The sequence below is a fragment of the Streptomyces griseicoloratus genome, assembly GCF_014534645.1.
Lineage (GTDB): Bacteria > Actinomycetota > Actinomycetes > Streptomycetales > Streptomycetaceae > Streptomyces > Streptomyces griseicoloratus.
Genome location: NZ_JACVQF010000187.1, coordinates 237,029 through 261,339, shown reverse-complemented (window position 1 = coordinate 261,339; position 24,311 = coordinate 237,029). Strand labels below are relative to the sequence as shown.

General features: G+C 74.1%; 18 protein-coding genes. 5 read left to right on the top strand and 13 right to left on the bottom strand.

Annotation, left to right across the window (positions count from 1 at the left end; all coding sequences use genetic code 11):
- Positions 1-23 precede the first annotated feature (23 nt).
- From H0H10_RS14950 to H0H10_RS14940, 3 genes are read right to left on the bottom strand one after another with little or no spacing between them, the layout of a single operon-like run.
- Positions 24-473 carry a nuclear transport factor 2 family protein gene (locus H0H10_RS14950; protein ID WP_188181413.1) on the bottom strand — a complete coding sequence of 150 codons (450 nt, stop codon included), beginning with the start codon at positions 471-473 and terminating at the stop codon, positions 24-26.
- A gap of 25 nt (positions 474-498) precedes the next feature.
- Positions 499-2,103, bottom strand: coding sequence for a thiamine pyrophosphate-binding protein (locus H0H10_RS14945; RefSeq protein ID WP_188181412.1), 1,605 nt, complete (start codon positions 2,101-2,103; stop codon positions 499-501).
- A gap of 45 nt (positions 2,104-2,148) precedes the next feature.
- Positions 2,149-2,976, bottom strand: a complete 828-nt coding sequence (locus H0H10_RS14940; protein ID WP_188181411.1) for a type 1 glutamine amidotransferase domain-containing protein — start codon at positions 2,974-2,976, stop codon at positions 2,149-2,151.
- A gap of 431 nt (positions 2,977-3,407) precedes the next feature.
- Here H0H10_RS14940 and H0H10_RS14935 point away from each other — a divergent pair, with 431 nt between their 5' ends.
- Genes H0H10_RS14935 through H0H10_RS14915 form a run of 5 tightly spaced genes read left to right on the top strand, consistent with a single transcriptional unit; the run spans position 3,408 to position 10,378 of the window.
- Positions 3,408-4,631 carry an acyltransferase family protein gene (locus H0H10_RS14935; protein WP_188181410.1) on the top strand — a complete coding sequence of 408 codons (1,224 nt, stop codon included), beginning with the start codon at positions 3,408-3,410 and terminating at the stop codon, positions 4,629-4,631.
- A gap of 37 nt (positions 4,632-4,668) precedes the next feature.
- Entirely contained in the window at positions 4,669-6,651 is a 1,983-nt protein-coding gene (locus H0H10_RS14930; RefSeq protein ID WP_188181409.1) for an alpha-1,4-glucan--maltose-1-phosphate maltosyltransferase, read from the top strand.
- A 47-nt stretch (positions 6,652-6,698) separates the two neighbouring features.
- Positions 6,699-8,375, top strand: coding sequence for a maltose alpha-D-glucosyltransferase (treS, locus tag H0H10_RS14925; protein ID WP_188181491.1), 1,677 nt, complete (start codon positions 6,699-6,701; stop codon positions 8,373-8,375).
- Entirely contained in the window at positions 8,372-9,751 is a 1,380-nt protein-coding gene (locus tag H0H10_RS14920) for a maltokinase N-terminal cap-like domain-containing protein (RefSeq protein ID WP_188181408.1), read from the top strand. Before treS ends, H0H10_RS14920 begins: the two co-directional genes overlap by 4 nt.
- 24 nt (positions 9,752-9,775) lie before the next feature.
- Positions 9,776-10,378 carry a DsbA family oxidoreductase gene (locus H0H10_RS14915; RefSeq protein WP_188181407.1) on the top strand — a complete coding sequence of 201 codons (603 nt, stop codon included), beginning with the start codon at positions 9,776-9,778 and terminating at the stop codon, positions 10,376-10,378.
- Here the strand turns inward: H0H10_RS14915 and H0H10_RS14910 are convergent.
- The 10 genes from H0H10_RS14910 to H0H10_RS14865 all read right to left on the bottom strand — a co-directional run bounded on the left by H0H10_RS14910 (position 10,344) and on the right by H0H10_RS14865 (position 24,248).
- Positions 10,344-10,868 (bottom strand): MarR family winged helix-turn-helix transcriptional regulator, encoded by a 525-nt coding sequence (locus H0H10_RS14910; RefSeq protein WP_188181406.1) that lies wholly within the window; start codon positions 10,866-10,868, stop codon positions 10,344-10,346. The two genes, H0H10_RS14915 and H0H10_RS14910, sit on opposite strands and share 35 nt — an antisense overlap.
- Positions 10,869-10,925: 57 nt before the next feature.
- The gene (locus tag H0H10_RS14905) at positions 10,926-12,908 is read right to left on the bottom strand and encodes an FAD/NAD(P)-binding protein (protein WP_188181405.1); all 1,983 of its coding nucleotides are present in this window, start codon (positions 12,906-12,908) and stop codon (positions 10,926-10,928) included.
- Between the two features lie 79 nt (positions 12,909-12,987).
- Positions 12,988-13,791 (bottom strand): aminotransferase class IV, encoded by an 804-nt coding sequence (locus tag H0H10_RS14900; RefSeq protein WP_188181404.1) that lies wholly within the window; start codon positions 13,789-13,791, stop codon positions 12,988-12,990.
- 2 nt (positions 13,792-13,793) lie between these two features.
- A complete protein-coding gene (locus H0H10_RS14895; protein WP_188181403.1) occupies positions 13,794-15,020 on the bottom strand; it encodes an FAD-dependent oxidoreductase in 1,227 nt (408 codons plus the stop codon).
- A gap of 22 nt (positions 15,021-15,042) precedes the next feature.
- Positions 15,043-16,635, bottom strand: a complete 1,593-nt coding sequence (locus tag H0H10_RS14890; RefSeq protein ID WP_188181402.1) for a class I adenylate-forming enzyme family protein — start codon at positions 16,633-16,635, stop codon at positions 15,043-15,045.
- Positions 16,636-16,662: 27 nt separating this feature from the next.
- Complete coding sequence (locus H0H10_RS14885; RefSeq protein WP_188181401.1) at positions 16,663-18,138, bottom strand: AMP-binding protein; 1,476 nt, start codon at positions 18,136-18,138, stop codon at positions 16,663-16,665.
- Between the two features lie 46 nt (positions 18,139-18,184).
- Positions 18,185-20,329 (bottom strand): aminodeoxychorismate synthase component I, encoded by a 2,145-nt coding sequence (pabB, locus tag H0H10_RS14880; protein WP_188181400.1) that lies wholly within the window; start codon positions 20,327-20,329, stop codon positions 18,185-18,187.
- A gap of 50 nt (positions 20,330-20,379) precedes the next feature.
- Positions 20,380-21,705, bottom strand: a complete 1,326-nt coding sequence (locus H0H10_RS14875; RefSeq protein ID WP_188181399.1) for a 3-deoxy-7-phosphoheptulonate synthase — start codon at positions 21,703-21,705, stop codon at positions 20,380-20,382.
- A gap of 27 nt (positions 21,706-21,732) precedes the next feature.
- The gene (locus tag H0H10_RS14870) at positions 21,733-23,163 is read right to left on the bottom strand and encodes an aldehyde dehydrogenase family protein (protein WP_188181398.1); all 1,431 of its coding nucleotides are present in this window, start codon (positions 23,161-23,163) and stop codon (positions 21,733-21,735) included.
- Positions 23,163-24,248 (bottom strand): AMP-binding protein, encoded by a 1,086-nt coding sequence (locus H0H10_RS14865; protein WP_188181397.1) that lies wholly within the window; start codon positions 24,246-24,248, stop codon positions 23,163-23,165. The genes H0H10_RS14870 and H0H10_RS14865 overlap by 1 nt, the downstream gene beginning before the upstream one ends.
- Between the last annotated feature and the right edge of the window lie 63 nt (positions 24,249-24,311).

The following is a 24,311-nucleotide window of genomic DNA, read 5'->3' as shown; positions in this document are numbered from 1 at the left end:
CGCTTCGGGGACGACCCGGTGGGTCACAGCTCGGCGGAGCCGGGCATCGCCTTCAGGCCGTCCACGGTGTACGTGCGGATGCGGAGGGTGCCGTTCTCCACCACGACGGTCCAGGTCTGGTAGGCGTCGAAGCCGAGCCACTGGCTGCGCGCGGCCGGCGGGGTCCACACCGACGTCTGCCAGTTGACGACGACCTTGACCTCGGCGCTGTCGGGTCCGGTCGTCACGGTGTCGACGGAGGCCACGGTGTGCGTCTCGTCGAAGAACCGGTGGGTGACGGCGTCGTACCAGGAGCGGAAGCCGTCGAGGCCCTCGGAGGTCCCCTCGGGGAAGTGCATGACGAGTCCCTCGGAGGCGAGGAACCGTTCCACCTCGTCGACCGGGTCGTGGCGGTCCAGCGCTTCGTACCACCGTGTGACGAACTGGCGTACCGCTTCCTCGGTGAGGACCGGCGCGGCCTGGGTCGTGGACATGTTGATGCTCCTTCTGAGGAAGTGGCTACTCGGTGACCAGGTCCACCAGGAACGGCCCGTCGTGGGCGAGGAGCCGGCGGACCGCGCCGGCGGCCTGCTCCGGCTTCTCCACCCGGACGGCCGGGACGCCGAGGGAGGCGGCCAGCTCGGTGAACCGGATCTCGGGCCGGGTCAGGTCGAACGCCTCCGGGTAGGCGTGCGGCTGGATGCCCAGCTCCCGCCGGTACTGGTCGATGTTGTGGTCCAGCAGCCGGTAGCGGCGGTTGTTGCAGATGACGAACTTCGCGTCGATGCCGTGCCGGGCCGCGGTCCACAGGGCCTGGATGGTGTACATGCTGCCGCCGTCGCCGGTGAAGCCCACGACGTCGAGGCCGGGCCGGGCCAGCTTCACGCCCAGGGCGCCGGGGATGCCGACGCCGAGGGAGCCGCCGCGGGTCTGGAAGAAGGTGCCGGGGATCCGCGGGGGCAGATGGCGCAGGAGCGCGCCGGACGCGGTGAGGGCCTCGTCGAACACGGCGAGCCGCCCGGTGTCCGCCTGCGCGGCCAGCTCGCGGGCGAAGTGGTCCATCGGCGTGTCCGGCTGCCGCTGCCCGGTGCGGACGGCGGGCCCGGTCGCCGCCGGGACGGCTCCCCGGCGGTCCAGCTCCTGCGCCAGCGCCTCCAGGGTGAGCCGGGGATCGGCGGCGAGCCCCAGGTCCACGGGGAAGTTCTTGGCGATCTCGTAGGCGTCCGCGTCGATGTGCACCAGCCGCGCGTCCTTGCGGAACGGACTGGCCAGCCGCGGGAAGACCTCCGGGAACACATACGTCCCGACGATCAGGACGGCGTCCGCGTCCTGGACCACCCGGGCGCTGTCGTCGCCGAACATGTGCCCGAGCTGCCCCCGGTACAGCGGGTGGGTGGCATCGAAGTTGACCTCCGAGGAGTTCACCCCCCACACCGGGGCGCCCAGCCGTTCGGCCACGGCCGTCAGCTCCCGCTGGGCGCCGCTGGCGGCGACGCCGTCACCCATCAGGATCAACGGGCTGGAGCCCTCCAGCAGCAGCTCGGCGGCGCGCGCGGTCTCCTTTGGCGCCGGGGCGGTCCGGAAGGACGGCACGGACGTGGGCACCGCCGGCTCGGTCGTCACCTGGTCCAGGACGTCGGCGGGCAGCGCCACCATCACCGGACCGCGCGGCGGCGTCATGGCGATCTTCACCGCACGGCGCAGCTCGCGCAGCACCGAGGAGGGGTCCACCACGCGGGTGGCGTACTTGGTGACCGGCTCCGCCATGGCCACCAGGTCGGCGGCCATCTGGGCGTCCATCGCGGAGTAGCGCACACCGGCCTCGCCGACCAGGGTCACCAGCGGGGACCCGCCCCGCTTGGCCTGGTAGAGCATGCCGATGCCGTTGCCCAGCCCGACCCCGCTGTGCAGCTGGACGACGGCGGGGCCCTGGGACGCCCGTGCGAAGCCGTCGGCCATGCCGACCGCGACGCTCTCGTGCAGGGCGAGCACGTACTGCATGCCGCTGCGGTCGACGAGGTCGAGAAAGCCCTGCTCGACGGTGCCCGGGTTGCCGAACATGTGGGTGATGCCGTCGGCCGCGAACTGCTCGAACAGGGCGGCCTTGCCTGGTCTGGCGGACATGGATGCAGTTCTCCTCACGGTCGCGTGCCGTTGCCCGCTGCGCGGTTACCAGCCGTGCCGGCGCAGCCCGTTCTCCAGCACCTCGACGAGCAGTTCGCCCGAGGGAACGGAGTCGGGCGTCGACCGGGCCGTGACGAAGGGGTGGTCGACGATGACGGAGGTCTCCTTGCCGACGTTGCCGTGGAAGCCGCCGTCGGGCCCCGTGGCGTCGCGCAGGATGTACTCCAGCGGGTACGGCGGCGGGCCCATGTTGAACTCGACGCCGAGGAACCCGGTGCCGTCCTTGTAGTCGTACTCCTTGGGGTGCCCGGTGACGTGCTTGCCCCACAGGATGCTGCGGCGCGTCTCCCAGTCACGGGCGAAGGCCAGCGCGGCGACGCCGTAGCACTCGGCGAGGATCGGCTTGTCGGCGGCGACGAAGGCGAGGACCAGCTCGTGCAGCCGCTCGTTGTTGGCCAGGTCGACGATGGGACCGCTGCCGCCCACGATCACCAGGGCGTCGAAGCCGGACAGCAGCTCGGTGGTGGCCGTGGCCAGCCGGCGGTGGTAGTCCTCCAGCTCCCGCAGGTGGTTCAGGGAGCTGAAGTAGGGGCGCTCGGGGAGCAGTTCGGCCAGGCTCAGCGGGTTGTCCAGGCGGCTGGAGTCGTCCAGCGCCCGCGCCCTGCGGGCCATGTCACGCGTGGTGACCGAGCGCCCGAGCGGCGGGTCGATGTACTCGGAGTCCAGGCTCGGCGGCAGCGCGTGCGCCCTCTTCCCGGTGGGGGTGATGAACGTCGTGCGGTATCCGCGGGCGTCGAAGGCCTCCAGGGGACCGACCAGTTCCTCCCCCCAATAGCCGTATTCGGAAAGCACCACCAGGATGCGTTTGGACACGGATGTCTCCTCGCTGTCAAAAGGGTTCCCCGCCCTCCGAATGCGGTGCACGGGGCCGGGATCGGGAACAGCAGACGTTGTCGAGTGAAGCCTTGGGCAAGGGATATCCGCAATGAGGCAAGGGTGTTGACGGGAGACTTCTCCAACTTGGCCCAATAGAACTGGAAGCGTGAATTCCGACAGGGCGCGGAGTAATTTGCTCGCGCCGGCCGCGCCCCATGACGCCGCTCGGCTCCCGCACCGGCACCGAGTCGCCGGCCGGCGCGGCGAGCCCCGAGCCGCCGCCCGCATCGCCCCGGTGCCCGGGGCGCTGCGGATGCCGGCGACGATCACGTCCCCGTCCCCGTCCCCGGCCCCGGTCCCGGCCCCCGGACCGCGGTGCGACCCGGTGCCGTCCGGCACATGTCCTGAGCCAGGAGGCTGCCGTACCGATGAGGCCCCCGTCCGGCCCCACCCCCCGGTCCCCGGCGCGCAGGCCGCCGCGGCAGGCCCGGGCGCCGGCCCGGCTGCCGGCGCTGACCGGCCTGCGGTTCGCGGCCGCCCTGGGCGTGTTCGTCTTCCACGCCTGGCTCGCGGCCGTGCCGGCCCCCGGCCCGGGCCCGGCCGCGCTGCCCGCCAAGGCCGGCTGGGCCGGCGTGTCCTTCTTCTTCGTCCTCAGCGGCTTCGTCCTGGCCTTCTCGGCCCGTTGCGGCGACACCGCGCGCCGCTTCTGGCGACGCCGTGCCGCCAAGGTGTACCCGAGTCACCTCGCCACGGCGCTGGCCGCCTTCGCCGTGGCAGGCGCGGCCGGTGACCTGCCCGCCCCCGGCACGGCCGCCGTGAACCTGCTGCTCCTGCACGCCTGGGTGCCCAGCCCGCAAGTGTTCGTCAGCGGCAACCCCGTGAGCTGGTCGCTCTCGGCCGAAGTGCTGTTCTACGCGCTGTTCCCCGCCCTGTGGTCCGTCCTGTCGAGGATCCGCCCCCGGCACCTGTGGGCCGCCGCCGGGGCCGCCGCCGGCAGCACCGTCTGCCTGCCCGCGGCCGTGCCCCTGCTGCTGCCCGCCGGCCCGGCCCTGCCCATGCCCGACGGCACCCCCGGCCTGTGGCACTACTGGGCCGTCTACGTGCTGCCCGCCGCCCGGCTGCCGGAGTTCGTCCTCGGCATGCTGCTCGCCCGGATCGTGCGCGAGGGCCGCTGGCGGGGGCCCGGCCCCGCGCCCGCCGCCGCCCTGGCCGTCCTGGCCTGCGCCCTGGCCACCTGCCTGCCCTATCTGTACGGCCTGGCCGCCGCGACCGTCGTCCCCCTCGCCCTGGTGGTGGGCGCGGTGGCCGACGCCGGGCTGCGCGGACGCACCGGACGGGCCGGGCACCCGGCCGCCGTGCGGCTCGGCGAACTCTCCTTCGCCTTCTACCTGGTGCACCGCCCGGTCGTGGTCCACGTCCACCGCGCCCTGGACGCGGACGGCCGCGGGCCGATAGCCGAATTCCTTGTGATCCTGCTCTCGTTCGTGGTCGCGCTGATGCTTTCCTGGCTGCTCCATCAGGGCCTGGAAAAGCCGGTGATGCGCCGCTGGGGAACCAGGGGCGACGGCCGCGGAAAACATTCCGCGATTTCCGCGACTCGCCCAAGTCGGGCCTCATTCCTTGCCCGTTGCTTTCGCGTGAAACAACCATGAACCGGTCAGTCTCAGCTGTGACCACTGGGAGTGAACAATGGTCGGTCGTCTCGGAATCGACGATGAGTCACCCGTGGTCGGCCACGGCGGGTATCCCGCCAAGGCGGCCGTGGGCGAGCACCTGGTGATCAGCGCCACCGTATGGAGAGAAGGGCACGGGGCCGTCGGCGCCGCCGTCGAATGGCGGGAGCCGGACGGCCGCACCAGCACCGTGCCGATGCAGCGGCAGGAGCCCGGCGGCGACCGCTGGCACGCCGTCGTCGTGCCCAGGTCCCCGGGAGAGAGCAGCTTCCGCATCCTGGCCTGGGCGGATCCGTGGACGACGTGGCGGTCGGGCCTGCAGGCCAAGCTCGGTGCGGGCCTGACCGACCTGTCCAACGAACTGGAGGAGGGAGCCCGGCTGCTGGAGCGCGTGCGACCACCCGGACAGGACGCGCACGCGCCCGGCGCCCCCGGACAGGACGCGCGCGGTGTCCTCGACCGGGCCGTCGCGGCTCTGCGCGATGCCGCCCGGCCCCTGCCGCAGCGCGTCGGCCCCGCCCTGTCCGAGCCCGTGCACCGTCTCGTCACCGCCGACCCGCCCCGCGACCTGCTCACCGAAGGAACGATTCGCCGGGTGTCCGTGGACCGCCACAGGGCCCTGTTCGGAAGCTGGTACGAGTTCTTCCCGCGCTCCACCGGAGGCACCGCCGCCGACGGCACCCCCCTCCACGGCACGCTGCGCACCGCGGCCCGGGAACTGCCGCGGATCGCCCGGATGGGGTTCGACGTCGTCTACCTGCCGCCCGTCCACCCCATCGGGCGCGTCCACCGCAAGGGCCCGAACAACACCCTCACCGCCGGCCCCGACGACGTCGGCTCCCCGTGGGCCGTAGGCGCCCGCGAAGGCGGCCACGACGCCGTCCACCCGCTGCTCGGCACCGTCGAGGACTTCACCCGCTTCACCGCGACCGCCCGCAGCCTGGGCCTGGAGGTGGCCCTGGACCTGGCGCTCCAGTGCGCCCCCGACCACCCGTGGGTCACCGAACACCCCGAATGGTTCACCGCACGCCCCGACGGCACCATCGCCTTCGCCGAGAACCCGCCCAAGAAGTACGAGGACATCTACCCCCTCGACTTCGACACCGCGCCCGGCACCCTGTACGCGGAAGTGCTGAGCATCGTCCGCCTCTGGATCGACCGCGGCGTGCGCATCTTCCGGGTCGACAACCCCCACACCAAGCCGCCGGACTTCTGGGAGTGGCTGATCCGCACGGTCCGCGGCACCCACCCCGACGTGTTCTTCCTCGCCGAGGCCTTCACCCGCCCGGCCGTGCTCAAGGGCCTCGCCCGGCGCGGATTCGCCCAGTCCTACACCTACTTCACCTGGCGCACCACCAAGCAGGAGCTGACCTCCTACCTCACCGAACTGGCCGCGGACGCCGACTTCCTGCGCCCCAACCTCTTCGTCAACACCCCCGACATCCTGCCCGTGGCCCTCCAGCGCGGCGGCCCCGGCATGTTCGCGCTGCGCGCCGCCCTCGCGGCCACCCTCTCGCCCAGCTGGGGGGTGTACTCCGGCTACGAGCTGTACGAGGACCGGGCGCTGCGGCCGGGCAGCGAGGAGTACCTGGACTCGGAGAAGTACCAGCTGCGCCCGCGCGACTTCGACGGCGCCCTCGCCCGGGGCCGCTCCCTGGAGCCCTGGCTCACCCTGCTGAACCGGATACGACGCGACCACCCGGCACTCCAGCAACTGCGCACCCTGTGCTTCCACCCCGTCGACAACGACGCACTCATCGCCTACAGCAAGACCGACCCCGCCACCGGCGACGCCGTGCTGTGCGTCGTCAGCCTCAACCCCTCGGACACCGAGGAGGGCACCGTCGCCCTCGACCTGGACCGGCTCGGCAGGCCGCGGACGCCCTTCACCGCCGTGGACGAGGTCACCGGGGAGGTCGCCGAACTCGGCCCGGTGGTCCCCGTCAAGCTCGGCCCGGAACGGGCCGCCGCCCGCATCTTCGCCTGGAGGACCAGTTGACCAGCACCCCCGCCAAGGCCCGTCCCGCCACCGCCGGCCGCCACCCGCTGCCGTCGCCGGACACCGAGTGGTACAAGCGAGCCGTCTTCTACGAGGTGCTGGTCCGCTCCTTCCAGGACAGCGACGGCGACGGCGTCGGCGACCTCAAGGGCCTCACCTCCCGCCTCGACTACCTGCACTGGCTGGGCGTGGACTGCCTGTGGCTGCCGCCGTTCTTCACCTCCCCGCTGCGCGACGGCGGCTACGACGTCGCCGACTACCGCAGCCTGCTGCCGGAGTTCGGCACGCTCGACGACTTCACCGCCCTGCTCGACGCCGCCCACGAACGCGGCATGCGCGTGATCATCGACATGGTCATGAACCACACCAGCGACCAGCACCCGTGGTTCCAGGAGTCGCGCAGGAACCCGGACGGCCCCTACGGCGACTACTACATGTGGGCCGACGACGACAAGCAGTACGCCGACGCCCGCATCATCTTCGTCGACACCGAGACCTCCAACTGGGCCTACGACCCGGTGCGCGGCCAGTACTACTGGCACCGCTTCTTCTCCCACCAGCCCGACCTCAACTACGACAACCCCGCGGTCCGGCAGGAGATGCTGGACGTGCTGCGCTTCTGGCTCGACCTGGGCGTGGACGGCTTCCGCCTGGACGCCGTGCCCTACCTGTACGCGGCCGAGGGCACCGACTGCGAGAACCTCCCGGCGACCCACGCGTTCCTGCGGCGCGTACGCCGCATGGTCGACGACGAGTACCCCGGCCGCGTCCTGCTCGCCGAGGCCAACCAGTGGCCCGAGGACGTCGTCGACTACTTCGGCGACTACGAAAAGGGCGGCGACGAGTGCCACATGGCCTTCCACTTCCCGCTCATGCCGCGCCTGTTCATGGCCGTGCGCCGCGAGTCCTGCTACCCCGTCTCGGAGATCCTCGCCAAGACCCCGAAGATCCCCTCCAGCAGCCAGTGGGGCATCTTCCTGCGCAACCACGACGAGCTGACCCTGGAGATGGTCACCGACGAGGAGCGCGACTACATGTACGCGGAGTACGCCAAGGACCCGCGCATGCGCGCCAACATCGGCATCCGCCGCCGGCTCGCCCCGCTGCTGGACAACGACCGCAACCAGATCGAGCTGTTCACCGCCCTCCTCCTGTCGCTCCCCGGCTCGCCGATCCTCTACTACGGCGACGAGATCGGCATGGGCGACAACATCTGGCTCGGCGACCGCGACGCCGTACGGACGCCGATGCAGTGGACCCCCGACCGCAACGCCGGCTTCTCCCCGTGCGACCCGGGCCGCCTCACCCTGCCGACCATCATGGACCCGGTCTACGGCCACCAGGCCATCAACGTCGAACGGCAGCGCGCCCACGACGCCTCGCTGCTGCACTGGACGCGGCGCATGCTGCTGGCCCGCCGCGCCCACCCGGCCTTCGGCCTCGGCGACTACGAGGAGATCCCCTCCTCCAACCAGGCCGTCCTCGCCTACGTACGCCGCTGGACGGGCCCGGACGGCAGCCGTTCCCAGGTGCTGTGCGTCAACAACTTCTCGCGCCACCCCCAGCCCGTCAGCCTCGACCTGCGCGGCTACCGGGGCATCACCCCGGTGGAGATCACCGGCGGCGCCGCCTACCCGGTGATCGGCCCCGGCCCCTACCAGCTGAGCCTGCCCGGCCACGGCTTCCACTGGTTCTGCGTCTGCCCGGACGAGGAGCGCCGATGACCCCGCCGACGACCGAGGCCGCGCCGCCGCTGCCCACGGACCGCCTGGAGCGGGCCCTGGCCGCCTGGCTGCCCTGGCAGCGGTGGTACGCCGGCAAGGGCCGCGCCCTCACCGGTGTCCGCCTCGTGCGCAGCGCCCCCGTGCCGCTGCCCGACAACCGCCAGGACCTGCGCGGCTTCGTCCTCGTCCTGCGCGCCGAGTTCGCCGACGGCGGCGCCGACCACTTCCAGACCGTCGTCGCCCTCGCCGGCACCGTCCCGGACGCGGCCGCCGGCCACGTCATCGCCGCACTCGACGACCTCGTCGTCTACGAGGCGGTCGCCGACCCGGTACTGCTGCGCGCCCTGTTCCGGCTGGTGGCCGGCCGGCAGCGCAGCGGCGACCTCGCCGGCACGAGCGAGCCCGCACCCGACAGCGCCCGCTTCGCCACCCACCCGGTCGGCGACTGCCGCCCCCTCGGCGTCGAACAGAGCAACACCTCCGTGGTCGTGGACGACCGCTACCTCGTCAAGTTCTTCCGGCGCCTGCACCCCGGCGTCAACCCGGACCTGGAGGTGCAGCGCGCCCTGCTGGCGCACGGCAGCGGGCGCGCGGCCCCCGTGTACGGCGCCGTGGAGGGCAGCCTCGGCGACGCCCCCGTCACCCTCGCCGTCATCCAGCGTTTCCTGCCCGGCGCCCCCGACGGCTGGAGCGTGGTCACCCGGGCCCTCGAACAGGGCGCCACCGGCGACCTGCTCACCGAGGCCCACCGCATGGGCCGCACGGTCGCCCGCGTGCACACCGCCCTCGCCGACGCCTTCGGCACCGTGGAGCTGACCCCGCCCCGCCTGGCGGCGCTGGCGGCCGAGATGCGACGGCAGCTCGCCGAGGCCCGCACGGCCGTACCGGAACTGGACCCCCTCGCCGGCGACCTCACCGACGCCTTCGACGCCGTCGCCGCCCTGCCCGGCGGCGCGACCGCCCAGCGCATCCACGGCGATCTGCACCTCGGGCAGCTGCTGCGCGGCGACGCCGGCTGGGTCGTCATCGACTTCGAGGGAGAGCCCGCGCTGCCGATCCCGGAGCGCACCGTGCCGCACTCGCCGCTGCGGGACGTGGCGGGCATGCTGCGCTCCTTCGACTACGCCGCCGACCTCGCCGTCCGCCCGGGCCCGGCCGGCGACCCGGCGCAGCCGCCGCCGTCCGCACGCGCCCAGGACGCCTTCTGCCGCGGCTACGCCGCACAAGCGGGCACCGACCCGCGCGACCAGCGGCCGCTGCTGTACGCCTGCGTCCTGCACAAGGCGGTCTACGAGACGCTGTACGAGGCCCGCCACCGGCCCGCCCTGCGCCACGTGCCGCTGCGCGCCCTCGCCCGGATGCTCGGCCGGACGTAACACACCACCTGACGGAGCTTCGCCATGCCCCTGACGATCGAGGTCTGGTTCGACTACATCTGCCCCTTCTCGGTGATGGTCCGGAAGGTACTGGCCGACGCGGTCACCGACCCCGGGACCCGCATCCTGTGGCACCCCCTGGAACTGCATCCCGAGGGCACCCCGCGGGCCGGGGAGGGCGACCACCCCTCGGGCGTGTGGGAGAACTCCGTGGTGCCGATGGCCCGCCGGCTCGGCGTCCCCGTCGGCCCCCCGCACCGGCTGCCGCTGCCGCGCACCGCGCTCGCCCTGCGCGGCTATTGCTACGCCCGGGAACACGGCGCGGCGGAGGAGTACAACGACCGCATGTTCGCCGCCCACTTCCGCGAACAGCGCGACATCGGCGACCCCTCCGTCGTGCTGGCCGTCGCCCGGGAGGCCGGCCTGGACCCGGACGGCGTACGGGCCCGCATCACCTCCGCGCGGGACGCCGAACGCCACCGCCGCGAGCAGCGCGACGCCCGCCGCGTCCACCGCGTCCACACCGTCCCGACCGTGCTCATCGGCCGCTGGCGGGCCGAAGGGGTGCCCACCCCGGAGCGGGTGCGCGACGTCATCGCCGAGCTGACCGGCCCCGGGGCGCGCTGACCGGCCCGGCCGCCTCCCCCTGCGCCCCGGCATCGCTCTCCAAGGACGCGGCGACCAGCGAGATCAGCCCGGACAGCGCCTCGACGACACCCCCCGGCAACGGGCCCAGCAGCCGCTCGTAGACGGCGTCCGCCGCGCCGCGCACCTCCTCCTCGACCCGCAGCCCCTCCTGCGTCAGCTGGGCCCACGAGCCGCGCCCGTCCCGCAGATCGGCCTCCCGGACCACATAGCCGGACTCGGTCATCCTGCGGATGATGTTGCTCGTTCCGCCGGAGGACAGCCGGCACCGTTCCGCCAGCTCCGTCGGCCGGAGCCGGTACCCGTGCTCCTCGCCGGCGTCCCGCAGCGCGGCGAGCACCTCGAAGTCGGCGCGGGTCAGACCCCACCGGGCGGCCTCGGCGTCCGTGACGGCGTCCATGGCGGCGGCGAGCCGCGCCGCCTGGGACGCGAGGTGGGCCGGTGTGCACCGTGACGCGGATGTCGTCTCCATCGGAACCTTTCTACGCGGCAGCGCAGTCTAGACAACGGCGAAGTGGCGTTCCACGCGCTACGCGTGCCCCCCGGCCGCCACGGCGACCTGGGCCGAAGCGGACTGCGCCGGCCCATCCGGCTCATCCGGCCCGTCCGGCCGCTCCGGCAGCCCCAGCAGACTGCGGGCGATGGCGTCGGCGTCGCCGAGGATCACCGAGTCCACACCCGGCCGTATCCCCGCCGCCGTCGCCCAGTGCACGGCCTCCGTGGGCACGCCGTAGGCGAAGCGCCGCGGATGGGCGCGGCCCGCGGCGTCCACGACCCGGTACGGGCGCGGCGTCACCGACAGCCCGCCCGTCTCGTACCGCTCCTCGCCGTCGACGAGGGTGTGCGGCCGGGCCTGACCGGTCGTCAGCAGATGGCCGAGCAGCGGATCGGCGGTCCGCCGCACATCCGGCTCGGGCAGCCGCGCCTCGATCAGCACCCCGGCCCGCACCGCCGGTCCGGGCACCGCGGCGGAGAACGCCGTGAACGCGGCCCCGCCGTCACCCTCGGTGGTGCGCACCGTCATCCCCGGGCCCAGCACCCGCAGCACCCCGGCCCGGATCAGCGCGGACATCTCCTCGATGCGCGAGGCCGGCGGGCCGATCGACAGGAACGCGTTGAGCGGCGTGTACCACCCGTCGAGGTCGTCGCGGTGCGACGCGGCCCGCAGCCCACCGTGGTCGACGACCTGCCGGATCTCGTTGCGCAGATCGCGCAGCACGTCCAGGGCCGCCTTCACCGGACCGCTCACATTGCCCCGCCGCGCCTCGGCCGCGTCCCGCTCCAGATAGTCCAGCAGCCACGCGGTGAAGTCGTCCTGGCCGGTGAACGCGGTCCCCTTGCAGGGCCGGGCGACCCGCTCCCAGTCCCAGCGGTCCTCCGGCGCGATCCGGCAGGCGTCCAGCAGGGACGTCCGGGCCTGCGCCGAAGGCGCGGCCAGATACCGCTCGGCCAGCAGGTCGCCCACCGCTCCGCGCCCGCGGGAGCGCAGCAGCGTGCGGTAGTACACGCTCTCCACCTCGGCGGCGATCAGCGGCCACAGGCCCGCGGCGAAGCCGACCGGTGCGCGCCGCAGCCGCTCTATCCGGCCGGCCGTCAGCAGCCGCGGCACGTACCGGCCGTGGGCGCCCTTCTCGTTCTCGCCCCGGGCCTGGTACGGCACACCGCGACGGGACCCGGCGACCAGCGACGGCTCCAGCCCCGAGGGCCGGTACGTCAGCCCTGCCCCCTCCTCCCGCACGAACGTCCCGCCCCGGCCGACGGTGAACAGGGCCATGTGGTCGAAGAAGTTCAGCCCCAGACCGCGCAGCAGAACCGTCTCGCCCGGGGCGATGCCCGACAGGTCCAGGTCGGCGGGGTTGCCCGGCGGGACGTACCGCAGCCCGTGACGGCCGGCCCACCCGGCCAGTTCGGCCTCGCCGCGCGAGGGCCGCGCCGGTACGTGCCCCTGGGCCAGGACCACCGCGTCCAGGCCCGTCAGCACCGTGCCGTCCTCCAGCCGCAGGGTCTGCGGGCCGTCCCGGTCCGGTCCGGCGTCGTCGAGGGCCACCGCGCGGGTGCGGTGCGTGTGCACGCGGACGTGGGCGGGGGCGTGCGCGGTGATGTGCCCGAAGGCCCAGCGCAGATAGTGCCCGTAGAAGGCGCGCGTGGGATACGAGTCGGGGCCCAGGTCACGGGCCTCGGCCAGGACATGGCCGGGTAAGTCCTGTGCACCGGGCCGGGACGGCAGCGCCCGCGCCCACTCGTACAGGCTCGGGCCGGGCACCAGCGGCCCCGCCATCCGCACGGAGCCGTCCGTGAACACGGTGACCTGCGAGGCCACGGTGTTCATCAGCAGGTGACGGGACTGGCCCGTCCGCCACACCGCGCCCGCGCCGGGCGGGAACGCGTCGATCACGTGCACGGTCACCGAACGGTCCGGGTGCGCACGGGCGTTGGCGACGGTCCGCTCGAGAACGGACAGTCCCCGGGGACCGGCTCCGACGACGGCCAGAGTGAGGTGGCGGGCAGACATGGGTTTCTCCTCGGAAAGAAAAGTGACAGACGGGCGCGCCCGGGACGGGGCGGGGGAGGCGAGGGCAAGGCGTCGGGGGTCAGGCGGCGGTCGGGATGCCCGGCAGCGGGTGGGCGGCCCGCTGCCAGGCGCGCTGCCAGGACGGGGCGCGCCGCGCGGGGCCGGGCCGCAGGGAGGTGCCGGACCAGGAGGTCACCGGCCGGATCCCGTGCAGGGCGTTGACCACCCAGGTCTCCCGCCCGTCCAGGTCGGCCGGGCGGGCCCGGCGCCGGTGCACCCGCACGCCCAGCCGGCGGGCGCGGTCCGCCAGCCAGGCGGCGGTCACCCCGGGCAGCACCGGCAGATCCTCGCCGGGCAGGCACAGGTCCGCGCCCTCCCACCACACGAGGCTGGCCGAGGTGGTCTCGGTCACCCAGCCGTCGCCGGTGAGCAGCAGATGGTCGTCGGCGCCGTGCTCCGCGGCCGCGGCCCGCAGCCGCGCCAGCAGATCGAGGTCGGGTCCCTTGCGGTGCGGGATCCGGCGCGGGTCGCGGCCCCGCCAGGAACGCAGCCGCACCGACGAGGTGCGGGCGGGAGCCGGGCGCAGCCTGAGCGCCGCGCACGGCCGCCGGCCGCCGAGCAGTTCGACGCGGGGGAACCACTCTCCCTCGCGCGGCAGCGCCTCGACGGCCCGCTGCCAGAAACCGTCCAGGTCCAGCGCCCCGGGCGCCCCGGCGGCCCGGCACGCCTCGGTGAACCGGGCCCGGTGCCGCTGCAGGAAACGGGACCTTCCGTCCTGCACCAGCCAGGAGTCGGCGACGAGCAGCTCGGCCGCGGGCGGCGTACCGGGCACCAGGCCCGCGCCGGACTCCCAGGCCAGCCAGACGGGGGCGTCGGCCGGCACGGTCAGTACCTGCCGGCCGTGGCCGCGGCGGGCGCCGAGCGCGGCCCGTAGGGGGCTCGCTCCAGCCACTCGCCCCAGGCCGGCACGAGCGGCGCCATCCGGGCCGACACGGCCTGGCGCACCCGGGTCAGGCGGTGCCGGGGCCGCAGATGGGCCAGGGCGGTGCCGGCCGCGCGGCTGTTGAACTGGGCCGCCGCGCGCCGCGCCGAGGCGAAGGCGCCCACGGCGGCGGCCCGTTCGCCGCCGGACAGGGCGGTGGCGACGGCCTCCGCGGCGGCCACCGCGTCGGCGATGCCGCTGTTCATCCCGCGGGCCCCGAACGGCGGGAACAGGTGGGCCGCCTCGCCGACCAGCAGCACCCGGTGCTGCGGATCGGTGAACGTGTCCGCCACGACCTGGAGGAAGTGGTACCGCGACACCCACAGCAGCCGGTCGGCGTAGCCGGCGGGCACCACCTGGGCGACCCACCGGCGCGCGGCCTCCTCGGTGGCCCACTCCTCGGGGACGTCCCCGTCCTTGCACTGGAGATCGAGCTGGAAGCCGCCGGCGAACGGCACCCGCATCACGCTGCGCCCGCCCAGAGCGGGATGCTCGTAGGTGAAGACGCGTTCCAGCGGCATCGGGTCGGCCGGGTCCTCCGCCACGTCCACCACCACGTGGAAGGCCTTCGAGCGGGTGCCGCTCATGGTGATGCCGAGCGCGTGCCGCAGCGTCGAGCGGGCGCCGTCGGCCGCGATGACGTACTGCGCGTCGTACACGGTGCCGTCGGCGGTGAACAGCCGCACCCCGTCCGGCCCGGACTCGGCTCCGGTGACGGGCGCGTCCCAGACGAAGCGGACCCCGGCCCGCTCGCAGGCGCGCAGCAGGTGCTTCTCGGTCTCCACCTGCCGCAGGCTGGTGAACGGCGGCGCCGTGCCCGCGGGCGCCTCGGGGTAGGTGCGTGCGAACACCTCCCGGTCGCGGTAGACGGTGCGGCGGGTGTGCCACACCACGCCGTGGGCGGCGAGGGTCCGGTCGAGTCCGGGGCTGATCGTGCCGAGCAGCGCCAGGGAGTCGCGGTGCACGAACAGGGCCCGGCTGCCGGGGCGCACGCGGTCCTCGGCGTCGGCTTCGAGCACGGTGACGGGCAGTCCGTGGTGGCGCAGGGCCAGGGCGGCGGTGAGCCCGGCCGGCCCGGCGCCGGCCACGACGACCGGGAGCGGCTGGGTGCCGTGCGGCGAGTGTGTCATGACACGTCCTTCTGCGGTGGCTTCAGGCGGGGGAGTTGAGGTTGCGGGGCGCGTCGCCCTCGTGGAGCATCCGGGAGATCTCCACCCGGCGGACCTTCCAGGTCGACGTGCGCGGGACGTCACCGAACGGCCAGTGCAGCGGCGGGGCCAGGGAGGGCAGGTCCGCGGTGGCCGCCCGCCAGCGCTCCGGGTCGAGCGGTGCGTCGCGGCGGGTGCACACCACCGGGACGGGCTGCCCGGAGGCACCGGGCACGATGATCACCTCGAGGAGTTCGTCCAGCCGGGACATCAGCACGTCCTCGAGTTCGAGGTTGCTGTCGATGGTGTCGATCTGGTCGATCTCCCGGTCCAGCAGGCGCAGCCGGCCGCCCCGGCTGACGGAGCCCATGTCGCCCAGCCGCCACCAGCCGTCGTGCCGTTGCCGCTGGTAGCGCTCGTCCTCACCGAGATACGTCATGATCGTGCCGCGGCCGCGCAGTTCCAGATGGCCCGGCCTGCCCCGCCGTACCGGCCTGCCGTTCTCGTCGACCACGCGCAGCTTGATGAAGCCGGGCAGGACGAAGCCGACGTCGCGCCCGTCGTTCTTCGCGGCGCTCTTGCGCGTGTACCAGGCGCCGGAGATGGGGCCCGTCTCGCTCTGCCCGTACAGCTGCACCAGCAGCGGCCGGCGGCGCCGGGAGGCGGCGAGCAGCCGCTGGATGGTGCGCGGGTGGATCGCGTCGAAGGTGCTGCTGTAGTAGCGGACGCTGGACAGCGGCGCGCCGGGCGCGTCGGCGAGGTCCTCCCACTGGATGAAGTTGTTGGGGTGGGTCTCGACCAGGCCGGGCCGGGTCCGGGTGAAGATCGGCCCGACCACGTCCGGGTCGGGGTCGGTGAGGACGACGAGCGGGTTGCCGTAGTTCAGGAAGACGCCCAGCGAGTGGTAGAAGCGCGAGTGCACGTACGACATGCACAGCGCCACCGTCTCCTTGCCGCGCACCGGCCAGGCGATGAGCTGCTGCGGCAGCAGCCGGTGGAACAGGGCCCGGGCGTTGTGGACCATCAGCTTGTTGACGCCGGTGGTGCCCGAGCTGTGCGTGATCAGCGCGGTCTGCCGGCGGTGCAGCCGTACGGCGGGCCGGCGCGGCGCGTCGGTGAGGTCCGCGAGCAGGCGCAGCGAGCCGTGCGGCGCGGTGCCCGCCAGGACGGTCTCGCGCACGAGGTGCGCGAGGGGGAGGTCCTTGAGCGGTCCGCCGAGCTTGTGGGCGTCGCTGATCAGCCACGGCTCGTCGAGGCGTTCGAGGAGTTTGGCGACCACCTCGGCGCTCAGCGCGGCCGACAGGACGACGGGGACGGCGCCGATACGGGCGGCCGCGCAGGCCAGCAGGGCGATGTCGAAGTTGTCGTCCTTGTGGACGGCGACGCGTTCGGTGGGGCGGATGCCGACCTGCCACAGCCGGGCCGCGAGATCGTCGACGAGATCCGCCACCTGGCGGTACGTCAGGTCGGTGCCGGCGTCCGGCAGGGTGGCCAGGGGCTGGTCGAGGGTGACGGGGACGTCGCCGTGCCGGGCGGCGGCCCTCTCCCACAGCAGCCCGAGGTAGAAGGCCTTTTCCGGGAGGGTGAACCTGGACATGTCGGGGTGCCTTTCTGCGGTGGGTCGTCAGCGGGCGGCGGGGCGGCGGATCAGGAAGCGCTGGAGCTTGCCGGTGGCGGTGCGCGGCAGGGAGTCGACGAGCTGCACGCTGCGCGGCACCTTGAACGGGGCGAGACGGCTGCGGGCCAGGGCCGTCAGTTCGGCCTCCAGGACCTGCGCGGAGGCACCGGGGCTGCGCGGGACGACGAAGGCGCGCAGCTTGGTGGCGCCGTCCGCGTTGGGCAGGGAGGCCACGGCCACGTCCCTGACCTCGGGGTGGGCCGCCAGGACCTCCTCGACCTCGGTGGGGGCGACGGTGATGCCGCCGACCATCTCCATGTCGTCGGTGCGTCCGCGGTGCGTGTAGGTGCCGTCGGGGTTGCGCACGGCCCGGTCCCGGGTGGCGAGCCAGCCGTCGACGAGGGTGCGGGCCGTCTCCTCGGGACGGTTGAGGTAGTACGGCATCACGGTCGGCCCGCGCACCCACAGCTCGCCCTCGCTGCCGTCGGCCACCGGCGTGCCGTCGCGGTCGCGCAGCTGCACCTCGAAACCGGGCACCGGCCGGCCGACCGTGCCGGGGACGTGACCGGTGACGCCGTCGGTGCAGAAGGCGTGGCCGGTCTCGGTGGATCCGAGCTGGTCGTACACCGGTGCCTGGAGATGCTCGGCGAACCGGGCGGCCAGGGCGGGGGCCAGGCGTTCCCCCGCCGAGACGGCCGCCCGCACACCGGCGAAGGCGGCCGGGTCGGTGGCGGCCGCCAGCGCCGCGTAGGCGGAGGGCACCGCGTGCAGGTGGGTGACGCCGTGCCGGGCCACCTGCCCGGCGACCGTCTCCGGGCGCGGGGGGCCGGCGACCAGCACGGCACAGCCGCCCGAGTACAGCGGGAAGGCCAGCGAGTTGCCGAATCCGTAGGCGAAGAACAGCTTGGACACCGACAGGTTGACGGCGTCGGGCCCGATGCCGAGGACCTGGGCCCCGGCCCCGGTGTAGTACAGCTCCGGGTCCCGCTGGCGGTGCACGACGCCCTTGGGGGTGCCGGTCGTGCCGGAGGTGTACTGGATGTACAGGGCGTCGTCGGGAGCGCGTTCGGCGGGGCGGGCGGGCGGCGCCGCCGCGGCCCGGTCGAGGAGCTGCTCGCCGGTCAGATGGGCCAGGGAGGGGAACCTCCCGGCCAGTTCGGGTCCGGTGACGGCCACCTCGACGCGGGCGTCGCGGACCATGTGCGCGTGGTCCGCGGCGGTCAGCGCCGGGTTGGCCAGGACGGCGACGCCGCCCAGGCGCGCCGTGGCCAGGAAGGCGGTGACCCAGGCCACCGAGTCGGGCAGGGCGATCAGCACCCGGGTGCCCGGTCCGGCGCCGGCCTCGGCCAGGACGGTGGCGGCACCGGCCGCCAGGTCGTGGAGCCGGCCGTGGCTGATGGTGCGGTCGTCCTCGTGGTAGGCGGGCCGGTCGCGCCACCCGGCACGGGCGGCCCGTCGGGCCAGGTCTGCGGCCATGTTCATCGAAGGGTTCCTCTTCTGCGCTCGGGGCCGGTCCGAAGGGGACGGCTCAGGCCGTGACGGGGGCGTCGTCGGTGCTGAGTGCGCGCAGCGGGGCGGCGGCCTTCAGGAGCATCTCCCGGTACTCCTCGCCGGCGTCCGAGTCGAGGACGACGGCACCGCCGGCGCCCACCCGCCACTGGTCCGCGACGCGGACGGCGGTGCGGATGACGATGTTCAGATCGGCGGTGCCGTTGGTGGACAGCCAGCCGATCGAGCCGGAGTAGATGCCGCGCGCCTCGCTCTCCAGGCCGTCGATGATCTCCATCGTGCGCCGCTTGGGGGCCCCGGTCATGGAGCCGCCGGGGAAGCAGGCCCTGACCGCGTCGAGGGCGTCGGCGTCGTCCCGGAGCGTGCCGCGGACGGTGGAGACCAGCTGGTGGACGGTGCGGTAGCTCTCGACCGCCATCAGCCGGGGCACATGGACGCTGCCGACCTTGCTGACCCGGCCCAGGTCGTTGCGGAGCAGGTCGACGATCATCAGGTTCTCGGCGCGGGTCTTGGCGCTGGAGGCGAGGGAGTCGGCCAGGCGCCGGTCCTCGTCGGGGTCGTCGCTGCGGGCGACCGTGCCCTTGATCGGCTTGGTCTCGACGGTTCCGGAGCGGTCGATGGTCAGGAACCGCTCGGGCGAGGAGCCGGCGACCTCGACGTCCCCCAGCCGCAGGTAGCAGGCATAGGGGGCCGGGTTGACCCGGCGCAGCCTGCGGTAGAAGTCGTAGCCGTTCTCCCGGGCGGGCACCCAGGCCGCGGTGGTCAGGCAGACCTCGTAGCTCTCGCCGGCCCGCAGCTCGCGGTGGATGTCGGCGATACGGGCGGTGTACTGCTCGGCGTCGTGGACGAGCCACGGCTCGACGTCGGCCGTGTGCGGTGCGGGCGCGTCCGCCGGGCCGGTGCCGGGCAGGGCGAGCAGGGCGGACGCGGTCGACTCCAGCCAGTGCACGGCCTGTTCGGCCGAGGCGGGGCCGGCGCCGGGGACCGCGGGGTCGGTGCTGCTGAGCGCGGCCAGATAGGTGGTGCCCTCCTGGTGGTCGACGGCGATGAAACGGTCCGCGAACAGCCACACGGCGTCCGGGGTCGGTGCGGTGTGCTTGTTGTGCGCGCCGAGGTCGCCCTTGAGCTCGTAGCCGAAGTAGCCGACATAGCCTCCCGTGAAGTCGAAGGGCAGCTCCGGCGCGTCGGTGGTGCGCAGGCGCAGCTCGGACTGGAGGTAGTCGAAGACGGTGCCGGGCACGCGGCGGGTGCCCGTGCCGGGGCCGGTCACCTCCACGGCGCCGTCACCGGTGCGGTAGCGCACCGTCTCCGCCAGCGGGCCGGAGGCGTCGCCGAGGAAGGAGAACCGGGAGCGGCCGCTCTCCACCAGGGCGCTGTCGAGCCAGAAGGCGGGGGCCGTGGACGACGCGTACAGCCGGGAGAAGGCGGCCTCGGTGTCGATCTCCTTCTCCAGGATGCGCAGGTGCAGCCGGTAGCGTGCGTCCTGGCCGGGCCGGGCCGCGCGGTCACCGCGGCCGGCGCCGGCCGGCTGCTGTGGTGCGGGCCTGCGCTGCGCGGGGATGCGCGGTCGGGGCCGGCCCGTCCGGCGGGCCAAGGTCAGGTTGCGGAAGTTGGCGAGCAGGCGGTGGCCGTGCTCCGTGGCCACCGACTCCGGGTGGAACTGCAGTCCCCACAGCGGCCGTTCCCGATGGCGCACCCCCATGATCACGCCGTCCTCGGACCAGGCCGTGGCCTCCAGGGAGGCGGGCAGCGGTTCGGCGACGGCCAGGGAGTGGTACCGCACGGCGGTGAACTCCTGCGGCAGCCCGGCGAACAGGTCCTGTCCGTCGTGGGTGATGCGGCTGAGGTGGCCGTGGCGGGCCGCCGGGGCGCGGGTGACGTCGGCGCCCTCCGCGGCGGCGATGCCCTGGTGGCCGAGGCAGACCCCGAGCACGGGGACGGGGGAGGTCCGGATGATCCGCGCGCTGGCGCCGAAGTCCTCGGCGCGGCCGGGGTGCCCGGGGCCGGGCGAGATCACCACGTTGTCGAAGGCGTTCAGGTCGAGGTCGTCGACGCCGGGCGCGTCGTTGGTCACGACGACCGGTTCCTCGCCGTTGACCTCGGCTATCAGCTGGAAGAGGTTGTAGGTGTAGGAGTCGTAGTTGTCGATCAGCAGGGTCTTCATCGAAGGCTCCGTCGGGCGCTGGGCGGACGGGGGAGGGTGCGGCGGGCGGGTCAGCCCCGGGCGGCCAGGTCGGCCACGGTCCGGGCCAGCAGGTGTGCCTGGTCGTCGTTGAGGCGGGGGTCGCACAGGGTGCGGTAGGCGCGGCGCAGCCCCAGTTCGCTGCCGGGACCGCCGGCGCCCAGGCACTCGGTGACCCGGTCACCGGCCACCTCCAGGTGGAGGCCGCCCGGCCACTGCCCGGCGCGGTGCAGGATCCGGAAGAACGCCGTGGTCTCGGCGAGGATGTCGTCCATGTGCCGGGTCTTGTGACCGGTGGCGGCGGTGAAGGTGTTGCCGTGCATGGGGTCACTGGCCCATACGACGGGGTGTCCGGCGCCGGCGACGGCCTTGACCAGCGGCGGCAGGACCTCGTCGACGGCCCGGGCGCCCATGCGGGCGATCAGCGTCAGCCGGCCGGGGCGGCGGTGCGGGTCGAGGGCCGCGCACAGGCGGAGCAGGTCGCTGCGGCGGGTGTCGGGGCCGACCTTGACCGCGACCGGGTTGGCGATGTGCGCGAGCAGCGCTATGTGGGCGCCGTCCGGCCGGCGGGTGCGGTCGCCGACCCACGGCAGGTGCGTGGAGAGCAGGTACGCCTCGCCGGTGAGCGGATCGGGCCGTACGAAGGCCTCTTCGAAGTCCAGCAGCAGCGCCTCGTGGCTGGTCCACAGCCCGGTGCGGCGCCAGGTGCCCCGCTCGGTGCGGCGGGTGCGCCCGTAGCCGGGCAGTACGGCGCGCAGCGTGCCGTCGAAGGAGCGTGCCGGGGGCGCGGCGCCGGCCCCGGCCGACCGGTGGGCCATCACGTGGAGTTCGTCGAGCACCGCCCGCGCACTGCGGTAGGCGTCGAGCATGCGCCGCGGGTCGGGGACGCGGGCGGCCGGGTCGAAGGCGGGCGCGTTGACCGCCGGGCCGCGGAAGACGGGCAGCGTGCGGTCGCCGACGGTCTCCTCGGGCCGGGAGCGGGGCTTGGCGTACTGGCCGGCGATCCGGCCCACGGTCACGGTGGGCCGCTGGATCCGGTCGCTGATGATCTCGGCCATGTCGCCGAGGATCCGGTGCTTGCCCTGGAGCGCCGCGACGCCCTCGGCACCGGTGGGCTCGGCGCAGTCGCCGGCCTGGAGCAGGAAGGCACCGGCGGCGGAGACGTCGGCGAGCGCGATGCCGGCCTGCCGGACGTCGGCCGGGTGGGTCAGCGCGGGCAGCCGGGCCAGTTCCTCCTGTACGGCGGCGAGCGCGGCCGGGTCGGGCCACGGCGGCTGCTGGGCGGCGGGCAGGCCGCGCCAGTGCGGCGGCGCGGCGGTGCCGGGCCCGGCCACGGGCGCGGGGGCGGTGAGCGGCATGGCGGATTCTCCGGTGGGTCGAGGCGGTCAGGTGGCGACGACCAGCGCCTTGGGTTCCAGCAGGAACCCGGCGAGGCTGCCGTCGTGGGGGAGTTCGGGGCGGGAGGCCCAGGGCCGGACGGGGCCGGTGGTCACCTTGCGCACGCTCGGCTCGCGCAGCAGCTGCTGGGCGAGGTCGGTGTGGCGTCCGTTGAGGCTGACCACCAGGGAGTCGCGCAGCGGTGCGATGCCGTGCTCGGTGCGCCAGGGCGCGACGACCACGAACGGGAACGGCAGTTCGGTGCCGACCAGCGGGTGGAAGGGGTCGTCGGTGGCGACGACCAGCGGACGCAGCACCGTGCTGCCGTCCCCGGCCTCGGCCAGCGGCCCGTCCGGGTACAGCCGGGCGGAGTGATCGGTGACCTGTGCGGTCAGCGTGGCGAGATGGTCCCGCAGGGCGGCGGCGTCGTCCCGTCCGGTGGCGGGCAGGACGGCCTCGGGGGAGGTGACCGGATGGACGGGCAGTGCGGCCAGCCGCTCGGCGAGGGCGTCGGCGAGTTCGTCCACCGGGCCGCTGGTGAGGACGGCGGAGATGTTGTTGCAGCGCACCCCGCCGTCGTCGGCGATCCAGTCGGCGAGCCGGTCCGGGAGCCGGGCCGCGGCCGCCGCGTCCACCAGCGCCTTGCTGCGGCCGGGGCCGCGGACCAGCACGTCCCGCCGGCCCGCCCAGCGTGCGGCCGCGTCCGGGCCGCCGTAGACGATGCCCAGGTCGGCCTGGTCGATGAGGTGTTCGCCCGTCTCGTGCCCGCCGGGCAGGAAGGCGATCCTGTGCGGGGCGAGCCCCGCCCGGAGCAGGGCGGCCGTCAGCCGGCGGGGGGTGAAGGGGTCCTTGCTGCCGGGCCGTACGAGCACGCTGTAGCCCAGGGACAGCGCGCGGACCCAGGTGACGTTCGGCTCGGGGTGGTTGTTGGGGACGACCGCCGCCAGGACCCGGCCGCGCGGGACCCAGTGGCGGGCGTACCCGCCGGCGGCGAACGGGGCGGGCAGCTCGGAGGAGTTGAGGAGTTCCGTCTGGTTCAGCGCGGCGCGGATGCCGGCTACGGCCCGGTCGATCGTGCCGTGGGCCGAGCCGGTGGCCAGGGCGACGCGCCGCCGGTACTCCTGCGGGCTCTCGCCGTCGAGGGTGGCGGTGGCGAACAGGTCGCCGGCGGCGGCGAAGACACCGGCGTCGGGCACGGAGCCGTCGGCGCTTCGGCGGATCCGGTTGACGGCCGCCTGCGCGAGCAGCCGGGGTGCGAGCCCGACCTCCGCCAGCGGGGCGCCGTCCACTCCGGTCAGCCGGGCCGTGTCCCGGCTGGGCACGTCCTGGCCGTCGATGACGGGGTCGAGACGCGCGACACCGGGGTCGAGACGCGCGACACCGGGGGCGGGGCGTGTGCTGCCGGGGCCGGGTCGCGTGCTGCCGTGGGCGGCGGCCATCAGTAGACCCCCTCGATGATCCGCGTGCCGCCCTGGGAGGGCAGCGGGGCGATGTCGGCGAGGCCGTCGACGGTGTCACCGGCGGCCGGGCGGACCCGGACCGCGGTGTCCCGCTCCAGCACGTTGGGCAGGAACATGTCGCGGCTGAGCAGGTGCACCAGGACCTGGCCGCGCTCGCCGTACGGCACGGCCTCGCCGGTCGCGGAGTCGACCACCTCGACCACCGACTGCGGGTGGAAGGGGCGGAAGACGGCGGCGTGCGTGTCGCCCTCCTGCCGCGGACGCTGCGGGGCGATGCCCATCAGGGTGTTGCCGTAGATCGCGGCGACCCTGGCCCGCGGGAAGAACGTCTCCTCGATCTGGCGCAGGGACTCGGGGCTGATGCTGGTGCCCGCCCACATCAGTGCCTCCAGGCCCACGGCGAGCCGCTCGTACAGCTCCGGGCGGGCGCACAGGGCCTCCAGCACGGGCGGGGTGATGAACAGGACCTTGATGTCCTGGGAGCGCACGATCTGCTCGACCTGGTCGAGCAGATGGTCCCGGTACTCCGCGGCCGGCTCGGTGCGGCCGGCGGCCAGCAGCCGCTTGACCCAGCGCGGGTCGAAGTCGACGGTGAAGCACAGCCCGCCGCGCTGCTGGGCCAGGTGCCGGATGGTGCGGCCGACCACGTGCGGGCCGCCGGGGCCCACGTGCAGCCAGTTGGCGTTCCTGGGGAAGCCGTGGCTGTCCAGCACGGTGCTGACCCAGTCGACGTTGAGGGTGCGCGAGACGCTGTCGACGACACGCTTGGGGGCGCCGACGGTGCCGCCCGACTCGAACACCTCGAAGGGCCGGTCCGCCTGTCCGGCGGGGATCAGGTCCTCCACCGGGACGGTGCGCAGCTCGTCGCTGAGGTCGGGGAAGCGGCGCAGGTCCGCCAGGGTGCGGATGTCGCGGAGCGGGTCGAAACCGAGGGTGTGCGCCCTGCTGAGCCAGAAGTGGGAGCCGGTGTCGGGGTCGAAGTGCCGGCGCAGGATGTCGCGGAGGTGGGCGTCGGCGTCCACGGGGGCCGGGGCCCAGGGTGCGGGGGAGAGGAGTTCGGTCATGGCAAATAGCTTTCGGAAAAGCTATTTGGGTGTCAAGTGACGCTGATACTAAGGCAAGTTGAC